General features: G+C 70.3%; 8 protein-coding genes and 1 tRNA gene. 2 read left to right on the top strand and 7 right to left on the bottom strand.

Annotation, left to right across the window (positions count from 1 at the left end; all coding sequences use genetic code 11):
* Nucleotides 1-32 precede the first annotated feature (32 nt).
* The 5 genes from glxA to ABD343_RS27365 form a co-directional block, all read right to left on the bottom strand.
* The gene (glxA, locus tag ABD343_RS27385; protein ID WP_344531997.1) at nucleotides 33-2,063 is read right to left on the bottom strand and encodes a radical copper oxidase GlxA; all 2,031 of its coding nucleotides are present in this window, start codon (nucleotides 2,061-2,063) and stop codon (nucleotides 33-35) included.
* A complete protein-coding gene (locus ABD343_RS27380) occupies nucleotides 2,060-4,057 on the bottom strand; it encodes a glycosyltransferase family 2 protein (protein WP_344531996.1) in 1,998 nt (665 codons plus the stop codon). The genes glxA and ABD343_RS27380 overlap by 4 nt, the downstream gene beginning before the upstream one ends.
* 301 nt (nucleotides 4,058-4,358) lie before the next feature.
* Nucleotides 4,359-5,126 (bottom strand): FadR/GntR family transcriptional regulator, encoded by a 768-nt coding sequence (locus ABD343_RS27375; RefSeq protein ID WP_344531995.1) that lies wholly within the window; start codon nucleotides 5,124-5,126, stop codon nucleotides 4,359-4,361.
* Nucleotides 5,127-5,244: 118 nt separating this feature from the next.
* On the bottom strand, nucleotides 5,245-6,354 hold the full coding sequence (locus ABD343_RS27370; protein WP_344531994.1) for a winged helix DNA-binding domain-containing protein: 1,110 nt from the start codon (nucleotides 6,352-6,354) through the stop codon (nucleotides 5,245-5,247).
* A gap of 125 nt (nucleotides 6,355-6,479) precedes the next feature.
* A complete protein-coding gene (locus tag ABD343_RS27365; RefSeq protein ID WP_344531993.1) occupies nucleotides 6,480-7,073 on the bottom strand; it encodes a lytic polysaccharide monooxygenase auxiliary activity family 9 protein in 594 nt (197 codons plus the stop codon).
* A 222-nt stretch (nucleotides 7,074-7,295) separates the two neighbouring features.
* Here ABD343_RS27365 and ABD343_RS27360 point away from each other — a divergent pair, with 222 nt between their 5' ends.
* Together ABD343_RS27360 and ABD343_RS27355 are read left to right on the top strand one after the other, a co-directional pair.
* Nucleotides 7,296-8,306, top strand: coding sequence for an ABC-2 transporter permease (locus tag ABD343_RS27360; RefSeq protein ID WP_344531992.1), 1,011 nt, complete (start codon nucleotides 7,296-7,298; stop codon nucleotides 8,304-8,306).
* A gap of 26 nt (nucleotides 8,307-8,332) precedes the next feature.
* A complete protein-coding gene (locus tag ABD343_RS27355) occupies nucleotides 8,333-10,039 on the top strand; it encodes an AMP-binding protein (RefSeq protein ID WP_344531991.1) in 1,707 nt (568 codons plus the stop codon).
* Between the two features lie 61 nt (nucleotides 10,040-10,100).
* Here the strand turns inward: ABD343_RS27355 and ABD343_RS27350 are convergent.
* Nucleotides 10,101-10,174 (bottom strand) — tRNA-Lys (locus ABD343_RS27350).
* 68 nt (nucleotides 10,175-10,242) lie between these two features.
* Nucleotides 10,243-11,034: an IclR family transcriptional regulator gene (locus ABD343_RS27345; protein WP_344531990.1), complete on the bottom strand. Its 792-nt coding sequence runs from the start codon at nucleotides 11,032-11,034 to the stop codon at nucleotides 10,243-10,245.
* Nucleotides 11,035-11,101: the final 67 nt, after the last annotated feature.

The raw sequence follows: 11,101 nt of genomic DNA, 5'->3' as shown, positions 1-11,101 counted from the left end.
CCTCTCGTATGCGTTCCGTCGGTCGCGGCCCGTCAGTTCTTCGGGTTCACCACCGGGTCGCCCTTCGTGATGGTGGTGTGCTTCGCCTGGGGGTCGACACTGACCTTGACCCACTTGGCCTTGGACGGGATGCCGTCCTTGTCCACCGCGTACACCATCCACCAGCCCGGGGTGACCAGCGACGGGTCGTCCGGGATGGCCGTGTTGAGCGTGCCGTCCGCGCCCTTCTTCACCTTGAGCGCCACGGACGACTGCTCGACGTTGGTGACGTGGGTGAAGGAGCCCGGGCGCACCAGGCGCATCTTCTCGACCTTCTTGGCGTCCTTGCTCTTGAAGGAGACCTTGTCGCCCAGCGAGAGCGTCTTGCGGCTCTTGCCGACGTCCTGGAGGTCGGGCTGCTCCTTGCCCTCCTTGTTGAGGTAGGGCGGGGTGTAGATCTCGATGCGCTGGTCGAACTTGCCCGGCTTGGTGTTGGCCTTGTCGGAGTAGAGCGAGTCCGAACCGAAGGTCATCACGCGGCCGTCGGGCAGCAGCAGGCCACCGGAGTGGTAGTTACGGCCGACGAGCGGCTCGGCCGCCTCCTTGTAGGCGTTCTTCTTCGGGTCGTAGATCGCGGCCTTGAGGACATTGCTGTCGGTCTTGCCACGGTACTGGCCCGAGCCGTTGGTGGTGAGCACCGTGTCGTTCGGGAGGATCACGCTGGAGGGGTAGCGGACCTTCTCGTAGAGCTTCGGACCGTCGTGGAAGCGCGGCGAGTCCTCCTTGAGGTCCACGATGCGCGTCTTGTCGGAGCTCTTCGGGGACTCGCCGACGCCGCCGCCGCCCTGGACCATGTACTTCCGGGACTGGGTCGGCGGGAGCGGCACGGACATCGAGGTCTCCAGGATGTTCGGGTCGCCCATGCCCGGGATCTTGGTGAACTTGTTCGTCTCGATGTTCCAGATGCCGGGGATGCGGCCCTTGTTGTCGGGGCCGTAACCCGCGGTCGTACCGCTGTAGAAGATCCGGTTCTCACCGATCAGGTGCAGACCCGGGTACGTCGGGAAGAAGCGGGTCTTCGGGAGGTAGTTCCACTTGTTGGTGTCCGGGTTGTAGATCTCGTTCTTGCCCGGGACGACCTGGCCGATGTCGTCGAGCCCCGAGACGGTCAGCACGCGGCCGTCCTGGAGGGTGACCTGCGTGGGGTACCAGCGGGCCTCGTGCATCGGGTCGACGGTGATGTAGCGCTCGGCGACCGGATCGAACTCGTAGGCATCCTTGATGCCCTGGAAGTCCTTCTTGTCGAAGGACATCTTCTGGGCGATGCCGTAGATGTTCTTCTTCTCGGCGCCCTTGAGGCCGCTGACCGTGTACTGGTCCTGGGAGCCCGTGGAGTACTTGCGGCCCTTCTTCTCCGCCTCGGAGTAGACGCGGGCGAGGCTGGCGGTGACCTTGACCTTGCCGGTGGCCGGGTCGACCTTCTTCTTGGCGCGCGGAATGATCGTGTTGTTCTGCGCGACGAAGGTCTTGCCGTTCTCCCGCCCGGTGAAGCGGGTGCCCTTCTTGATCGTCTTCCCCTTGTCGGGGTTCTCGTTGTAGAGGAACATCAGGCCGCCGGCCTTCTTCACGTCACCCTTGAGCGTCTCGTATCTCTGGGTGCCGCCCGCGACCAGCAGCTTCCCGTCGGGGAGCTGGTTGTGGCCGGAGCAGAAGAGGTCGTTCGGCGTGGGGATGTTCTTGAAGGTGTTCTTCACCGGGTCCCACAGCACCGTGCGGAAGGTCTTGGCGTCGAAGTTCTTCGCGTTGTTCCCCGAGCCCGCGACGAGCAGCACCTTGCCGGTGTTGAGCAGCGCCGCGTGGATCGTGTTGATCTTGTACTTGTCGGGGACGTCGACTATCTGCCAGTGACCCTTGTCCGCTTTGTACTCGGGCTGGTTGATCTTGTAGTTGTGGTACTTCTCCGAGGCGAAGCCGTACAGCGCGGGTCCGTTGAACCCCGCGATGGCCAGCACGACCACGGTGCCGATGGTGATGCGCTGAGCCCGCTTGCTCGGCCGGTATCGGCGGTTGGGCCGGTTGTTCATTGCTTACGTCCCCCAAGGGAAATCTGCATGGTCTCGTCAGGAGAGGCGGCCCAGCTCGGCCGGTTCGGCCCGGGCTCGGCGCCGCCCGGCGGCATCCCGCCGTCCGGCCCGCCGGCCGGGGGCTCCTGGTCGTAACCACGGTGTTTCTTCTGCTGCTTGCGCTTCTTCTTCTCCGCGCGGACGGTGAAGCGCCATCCGATGATCGGCGCTGCCGTGATGAGCAGCGCGAGCGCGGCCCAGGTGAGCATCGCCGGGTGGTCGTGGCCCAGATAGAGCGAGCCGACGAACGAGCCACCGAAGATCAGGATGAAGAAAAGGTGGACGCGGAAGGTGCCGAAGAGCGTGTCCGGGCTGGCTGAATTGCCCTTGGGGGTGACCACGAACTTGCTCTTGCGGCGCAGCACGGTGTCGAACAGAGAGCGCGCGTAGATCGGTGCGGACAGCGCGGACATCAGCATGCCGGCCAGACCGCCGGAGCCCTCGGGCTCGTGGGGGGAGACGTTGTGCCGTCGGTTCCAGATGTAGAGGCCGATCTGGAGGGCGGACGCGTTGCCGTACAGCGCCATCCAGATGGTCGGGTCGATCTGGACGCCGGAGGCGCCCATGCCGAGGAAGAGTGCGCAGGAGAGGGCGGCCAGGATCCAGTTCATGGCCGAGATCGGGTAGAAGATCATCAACATCGTGTAGTTGAAGAGCTTCCCGAACGGCATGGTGCCGAAGCCGCGCCAGTACTGCTTGAGGATGGTCTCGTAGGTGCCTCGCGACCAGCGGAGCTGCTGGGTGAAGAAGTCGGTCCAGGCGTTGGGGCCCTCACCGACCGCGAGCACGTCCGGGGTGTAGACCGAGCGCCACTTGCTGCCGGTCTCCGGGTTCCGGGCGCGGTGCATCTCGAAGCCGGTGGCCATGTCCTCCGTGATGGAGTCGTACAGGCCGCCGATGCCCTTGATCGCCTTGATGCGGACGGCGTTGCTGGTGCCGACGAACATCGGCGCGTCGTACCGGTTGCCCGCGCGCTGGATCAGCGCGTGGAAGAGGAACTGCTGGGACTCGGCCGCCTTGGTGACGAAGTTGTCGTAGTTCCCGTAGACCTGGGGGCCGATGACGAAGCCGACGTCGGGGTCGCGGAAATAGCCGAGCATCCGCTCCAGGTAGTTGGGGAGCGGGACGTGGTCGGTGTCGACACCGGCGAAGAAGTCGTAGTCGTCGCCGTGGGCGTCGAGCCAGGCGTTGTAGTTGCCGTGCTTGGTCTTCGCGCGGAACGCGCCCTTCTTGGTGTTCCAGTGCGCGACGCCCTTGCGGGAGAAGTGGTGCACGCCCAGGCGCTGGCAGACGGCCTTCACATCGGGGTCGTCGCCCTCGTCGAGGAGCCAGACGTGCATGGTGCCGCGGTGCCGGATCTTGACGGCCGCCTCAAGGGTCTTGGTGACCATCTCGATCGGCTCCTTGCCGGGCACGAACGAGGTGAGGAAGGCGACGCGGGTGCCCGCCTCGGGCACGACGGGGACCGGATCGCGCGCGACGAGGGTCGCGTGCGCGTTGGATATCACGTTCATCGTGCGGAACAGCTCGATGAGGCCGATGGCCACGAGCATCACGATGTCCAGCTTGATGACGAGGTCGGAGACCTCGCCCGCGTCACGCTTGGTCCAGTGCTGGGGCTGCATCAGCCACACCAGCAGACCGGCGGAGAGGATCGGGGCCAGCACGAGCAGGAAGCCGGCGCGGAACCGGTGCGGCTCGTCGGCGAGCAGGCTGCGGTACTGCACGCGGTAGGGCCTGCCCGGGTCCGGCTGCGAGAGCGGGCCGGCGAGTCGGCTGTAGTGCTCATAGTCGTACCGGGGGAGGGCCTTCTTGCTCCAGCGCATGCCCCGGCCGTTCGTGTTGCGCTGCCGGTGCTGGCGCGGGATGCGCAACTGCGCCGTCTGCGTCGGGTCCTGCCCTGGCGGCTGCTGTGGCTCAGGCTGCCGGGCACCCGTCGGCGGCGTCGACGTCATGTGTGTCCCATCCCCCCGCACGCGGCGGTCTCACCGCGTGACCTTGTGCTGACCCGCGTCCTCGGCCCCCTCGACTCGGGCGCGGCATGCTTCGGCCGCCGGGTGCTGAGACTTCGGCGGGCCGTCTTCCGGTTCCATGATGAAGGTCACGGTTTCCGCACGGCGCGGCGCCCCCTCGGTGGAGCTTTCGCACTTGCCGTAATTCGGCTCTCACCTGGGCGTCTTCGACGCGTGCACAGAGCAGTGACCCCACGTTAGGTTCCCCGACTTGCCACTTGATCGCAAGGGCGAAAGTGGCGATTCAGCACTGTTGTGGCGGTATGGAAGTTTTCTGTGTGACGGACGAGTCAGCAGGGGCGGTCCGCTCGGGGAGCGTGGAGCGCAGCCGCGCGCGGATGTTCCCGAAGTGGGCCCGCACCGCGCTCTCGGCGCGCAGCGTGTCCCCCGCCCGAACGGCCGCGAGGATCTCGGCGTGCTGGCGCCAGGTGACCATGGGGTCCTGGTGGAGGTCGGCGAGGTCGGTGCGGACGCGGTGGAAGGCATCCCAGAAGGCGTCCAGCACCTCGCTGAGCAGCGAGTTCCCCAGCCCGCTGTAGAGGGCGGCGTGAAAGGCCCGGTCCGTACCGGCGCGGACGCCCCCGGCCTCCGCCTCCTCGCGCATCCGCGCGACCACCTTCTCCAGCTCCGCCAGCGCGGCGGGCCCGGGGGCGCCCGCCGTGCTGTCGCCGACGAGCCGCGCGACCAGGCCGGTCTCTATCGCCTCCCGCAGCTCCAGCAGTTGCAGCAGGCTGTCCTCGCCGCGGTAGTGCCCGGCGACCGTGCGGAAGGAGAGGCCCTCCGTCATCGGGGCCATGGACATCGCCCCGACGTACGTACCGAAGCCGTGCCGGATCTCCACGATGCCCATGGCCTGGAGCGCCTTGAGGGCCTCGCGGACGGAGTTGCGGCTCGCGCCGAGCAGCTCCATGAGGTCGGTCTCGGTGGGCAGGGGCGCGCCGCTGGGGAGGCGCCGGTCGATGATCAGCCTCTTGATCTGCTCCTGGAGGGACTGGGCTCTGCGCTGGGTCATGCGGTGCTCTTTCCGGGTGCGGTGCCGGGGTGCCCCTTGCCGTGCGCTGCGGCCTGCGGATGTGTCGTGGCTGGTCGCGCAGTTCCCCGCGCCCCTGAAACGCCCCTTCGGGGCGTCCTCATGGGGTCTCCTCGAAGGCGACCGTGCGGGGGCGGTCGTCGCCTGTCGCGAAGCGCAGCAGGCGCTCGCCCTCCTCCTCCAGCTCGGCCTGCTCCTTCTTCGAGAGGGCGCCGAAGGAGGTGACGGTCAGGCGTGCCGCCTTCCGCGAGGTGTCCGCCTTCCAGGTGCCGCGGACCCTGCCGTCCAGCAGGACCGTGCCGGGCACCTGGCCGTTCCTGCTGGCGAGGGAGGCGCGGACGTCGTCGTCCATGACGCGGGTGCGGTCGGCGTGGGAGAGGACGAGGTTGTCGTACTCGGCGACGAAGCGGGCCGGGAGCGGGGTGTCGGGGGAGGGGCGCGGGGCGTCGGGGAGGTCGAACAGCTCGGTGCCGTTCTCGTCGCGGAAGACGCGGAGCTGGGGGCGGAGCCGCTCCAGCACCTCGCTCAGCCGGGTGAGTCCGGACCAGGTCTGGGCGTCGCGCACGGAGGCCGGGCCGAAGGCGCCGAGATAGCGCAGCACGACGGTCTCGACGCAGGGCTCGACGGCGAGCGGACGGCCGAGCCAGGACTCCACGGTGTCGAGGACCGGGCCGCCCGAGCGCCCCCACAGCCCGCGCGGCGGAAGCTGGACGAGGGGGAGCAGATAGCGCGCCGTCATGGACAGCGCGTCGGGATCGATGTCCGGCCAGCGCGCGCCGAGCTGCTCGCCCAGCTCCTTCGGGGTGCGGGGTCCCTGGGCGAGCAGCTCCCGTGCGGCGTCGGTGACCTGGCGGGGGTCGAGGCCGCCGAGGGCCTTGCCGTGCCGGCTGGAGCGCAGCACGCGCTCGTACACCGGCTGGGTGAGGGGTCTGAGCTGGACGGCGTCCCGGTCGCTGACCAGGTGCACGGTCCCGCGCATCACCGGGATCCGGACCACCGCGCGGTCCTGGAGCAGCCGGGACAGCTCCTCGGGGTCGAATCCGGCGACGCGGGACCAGAGCCCGAAATAGGGCGGCTTGGGCGCCTGGGCCTGGAGGCCGACGAGATGCTCGACGGCCTCCAGGGCGGTCATCGTCGCCCGTTCGGCGAGGAGTTGGCGGGCGAGGACGGCGCGACCCAGCGCCCTGCGCGAGAGGGGTGCGGCGGACATGGGGTGAGTCTCGCCGATCAGGACGGTCCCCGCTATGGCACACGCGTACGGGAGGACACTCGCGCGGGAGGGCCGGTCACGCGGACGCGTGGACCGGCCCTCCCGGGTGGGGGCGGAGAAGTGGCTCAGAACTCGACGTCGGCGCAGGAGTAGAACGCGTTGGCCGTGTCGGCGATGGTCCACACGCCGAGGATGACGTGCTTGCCCTTCTTGCCCTCGGGGAGCTTGCCCTCGGCGGTCCACTCGGCGGGCGGCTGCTCGCCGTCCATCGGGACCGTCAGGAACGGCTTCGACTCCAGGTCGGCCCGGGTGAGCGGCTTGCTCGGGTCCCAGCCGTCCTTGGTGACGTAGTACGAGAAGTCCGTGGTCGAGTGCCGCGCGGTCAGGTTCCACTTGAAGGTGAAGTTCTGGCCCGCGTTCAGCTTGGTGCTGGGCCACTTCCCGTCGCGGGGGTCGTCGAGCTGCTTGAAGCCCTCGTTGCCGCCCGCGCAGATCAGGCCGTCCTCCGGGCCCTTCTCCGGGAAGCCCTTGGGACCCTCGACGCTCTGCGGCTCGTGCTGGATGGGGCCGCAGTCCTTGGCCTCGCCGCTGGCGCAGTACGCCTGACGGCTCATCGGGTCCTGGCTGTACCCGTGGCCCTGCGCGGAGCCGCCGGTGAACAGCATGGCCGCTCCGCCGGCACAGAGTCCGACGACGGCCGCGGCGATCCTCTTACGCATGCTCGCTCCAGGTGGATCGTGGGGGGATCGATCGTGGGATCGGAGTGCGCACTGCTCGGTTCTGGTGGGTTCTGCGGTCTAGACCAGGCGCGAATCTAGTGGCGGCCGAACGGTCATGTCCAGACCAATGCAAGGGGAACTTCACCTTCCCTCGCCGCTCCGAGGTGGGAGGAAGGGGGCAATGCGGTATGCATGGAAAAAATCACTCACAAGGGAAACTCCATGCGTTACTCCACCCCTGACGCCGGGCTGCGGGCCACGCTCACCCCCGGGGTCGTCGCCCTCGTGGCCGGCGTGCTCCTCGTCCAACTGGGCTTCCTCCTCTCCTATATCGGCGCGTTCCACCACCCCGACCCCCAGCGCGTCCCGCTCGCCGTCGCCGCGCCCGAGAAGGTCGCGCAGCGGATCGACACGCTGCCCGGACGCCCCGTCGAGGTGACCACCGTCAAGGACGAGAGCGCGGCGCGCACCCGGATCATGGACCGCGACGCGCAGGGCGCGTACGTGATGAACCCGAAGGGCGACGAGGACACGCTGCTCGTCGCCTCCGGCGCCGGGGGCCCCGTCACCGAGGCCGTGAAGCAGGTCGGGAAGAAGGTCGCCGCCGACCAGGGCCGCAGGCTGAAGGTCGAGGACATCTCGCCGTCGGGGGACGAGGACTACAACAGCCTGACCGCCTTCTATCTCGTCGTCGGCTGGCTGGTCGGCGGCTATCTGGTGGCCTCGCTGCTCGGCGTCACCATCGGCACCCGCCCCGCCCGCCCAGGCCTGGCGGGGCTGAGGCTCGCGGGGGTGGCCGTCTACTCGGTGGTCTCCGGGCTGGGCGCCGCGATCATCGTCGGGCCCGCGCTGCACGCGCTCGACGGGCACTTCATGGCCCTGTGGTGGATCGGGGCGCTGACCGTCTTCGGCACCGCCGCCGTGACGATGGCGCTGGAGGCGTTCTTCGGGGTGATCGGCATCGGCATCGCCGTCGTGATCTTCGTGGTGCTCGGCAACCCCAGCGCGGGCGGCGCCTTCCAGAAGCAGCTCATCCCGCCCTTCTGGCGCGCGATCGGCGACTGGCTCCCCGCGGGCGCGGGCACCACGGCCGTGCGCAACACCGTCTACTTCTCCGGCAACGCCCTGGCCGCCCCGATGCTGGTGCTCTCCATCTGGGCCGTCGCCGGGGTCGTCCTGCTGCTCATCGGCTCGATGCGGCGGAGGGAGGCGGGACTGGCCCTGCCGATCTGACGTTACGTCAGCTATCGTGCGCGGCCATGAGCGCGAGCCGTTCCTCCGGGGGCGACCGAGCCCCTGTCCGTACGATCGCCGAACTCGTCCGTGCACGGTGGGGCGACCACCGCGCGGGCGGGCTCCGCTGCCGCGAGCCGCACGCGGACCTCACCCACCACGCCGCCGCGGCCGGCGCCGCCGCGCGGGCCGCGCTCCTGGCCGACCTGCTGCCGCGCGGCGCCGAGCCCCACGTCGGGCTGCTGCTCGACAACACCGCCGAGTACCCCCTCTGGCTCGCCGCCGCGGCCCTGTCCGGGGCCACGGCCGTCGGCCTCAACCCCACCCGGCGCGGCGCCGAGCTGGCCCGCGACATCGGCCACACCGAGTGCGCGCTGCTCGTCACCGAACGCGCCCACCTGCCGCTCCTCGACGGCCTGCCCGGCCTCCCCGCCCGCACCCTGGTCACCGACGGCCCCGCCTATGCCGCGCTCCTCGCCCCGTACGAGGACGCCGTGCCCGGCGAAACGGTCGTCCGCCCGCCGGAGCCGGGGCGGCGGATGCTGCTGACCTTCACCTCCGGCTCGACGGGCGCGCCGAAGGCCGTGATCGTCAGCCAGGGGCGGCTGGCCGCGGCCGGACAGGCGCTCGCCCGGCAGTTCGGCACGGGCCCTGACGACGTCCACTACCTGTGCATGCCGCTGTTCCACGGCAACGCCGTGATCGCGGGCTGGGCCCCGGCCCTCGCGGGCGGCGCCGGGGTCGCGCTGCGCCGCCGCTTCTCGGCCTCCGGCTTCCTCCCGGACGTACGGACGTTCGGCGCGACGTACTTCACCTATGTGGGCCGCGCCGTCCAGTACCTCCTCGACACCCCCGCCCGCCCCGGTGACGCGCGCAACCCGCTCCGGCTCGGCTTCGGCACCGAGGCCGGGCCCGTGGACGCCGGGCGCTTCACGGCGCGGTTCGGGGTCCGGCTGGTCGAGGGGTACGGCTCGTCGGAGGGCGGCGCGGCCCTGCGCCACTCCGACGCGGCGCCGCCCGGCGCCGTCGGACGCGCGGGCCCCGGCGAGGACCTCGCGGTCGTCGACCCGGAGACCGGCAAGGAACGACCGCGCGCCCGGCTCGGCCCCCGAGGCCGCCTCCTCAACCCCGGCGAGGCCATAGGCGAACTGGTCAACCGGGGCCGCACGCTCTTCGAGGGGTACTGGAAGAACGAGGAGGCGGCCGCGGCCCGCACCCGCGCGGGCTGGTACTGGACGGGGGACCTCTTCTTCCGCGACGAGGACGGCTGGTTCCACTTCGCCGGACGGGCCGACGACAGGCTGCGCGTCGACGGGGAGAACCTGGCCGCCGCCGTCGTCGAGAACATCCTCGCCCGCTTCCCCGCCGCCCGCTCCGCCGCCGTCTACGCGGTCCCCGACCCCGTCTCGGGGGACCAGGTCATGGCCGCGCTCGCGCTGGAGGAGCCCGGGGCCTTCGCGCCGGACGCCTTCGCGGCGTTCCTCGCGGCCCAGCCCGACCTGTCCACCAAGGCGGCCCCGCGCTTCGTGCGGGTCCTGGCGCGGATGCCGGTCACGGCCACGAACAAGATCCGGCGCGGGGAGCTGCGCCGCGCGGGGTTCCGGGGCGGGGAGGGTCAGGTGTGGTGGACGCCCGAGCGCGGCGCCCCGTACCGGAGGCTCACGGACGGGGACGTCGTGGCCCTGCTCGCCCGCTACCGGGAGCAGGGGAGGGAGGAGCTGCTGGGGCGCTGAGGACCCGCGCGGGCCCGGATACGACGAAGGCCCCTCGCTCTCGCGAGGGGCCTTCGGCCGGTACGCCGTCAGGGACTCGAACCCCGGACCCGCTGATTAAGAGTCAGCTGCTCTAACCAACTGAGCTAACGGCGCCTGTGTCGGCCGTTCCCGGCTGACGTGTAGAAATACTACCCCCTTCCGGGGGGTGCTGATGACCACCCTCAGAGCGTGAGCGAGAGCATCACCGGGGCCGCCTTGCGGCTCAGCTCCTCCGCCGCCCGGCGCAGCCGGTGCGCCTGCTCGACGGGGAGCGAGAGGGCCAGACAGCTCACGGACGAGCCCGCCGTCACGGGCACGGCGGCGCAGACGGTGCCCACCGCGTACTCCTGGAGATCCAGGGTGGGGACCGTGGGCGGCTGGCGGTCCAGCGTGTTCAGCAGGAGGCGCTCGTCGGTGATCGTGCGCGAGGTGAGCCGGGCGGTCCTGTGCCGGGCCAGGTGGTCCATGCGGCCGTCGTGGTCGAGCTGGCTGAGCAGGCACTTGCCGATCGCGGTGGCGTGCACCGCCGAGCGGAAGTCCACCCACTCGTTCACGGACGGGGCCTCGGGGCTGTCCGCGTACTGCGTGATGTCCAGCTCGCCGTCGCGGTACCGGCTGAAGTAGACGGCGGCGCCGACCGTGTCCCGCAGGTCGGAGAGGGTGCGCTGGAGCTGCTCGCGCAGGGCCCGCTTCCGGTCCACGCCGGAGCCGAGCAGCACGAGCGACTCGCCGACCACGTACGAGCCGTCGGAGAGCTTCTCGACGTACGACTCGCGGCGCAGCATCGCCAGCAGGTGGGCGAGGTGGCCGCCGGGCAGGCCGGTCTCGTGGGTGATGGTCTCCTCGGTCACCCCGTCGCGGCGCCGGGCGACGGCTTCCAGCACGCGCAGCGCGTACTGCACGGAGTGGAACGGGGCGGTGGGCTCCCGCCCGGGGTCCGGGGAGTGGCCCCCCGGAGGTTGGAGTAGCGCCACGGTGTCCCCCTGGAGGTTGTGACCGTTTGCGTCGTGTCCGCTCCAGGCGGTCACGGCCGTACGTACC

The sequence above is a fragment of the Streptomyces albiaxialis genome, assembly GCF_039530985.1.
GTDB lineage: Bacteria > Actinomycetota > Actinomycetes > Streptomycetales > Streptomycetaceae > Streptomyces > Streptomyces albiaxialis.
This window is presented reverse-complemented; position numbering and strand designations above follow the sequence as displayed.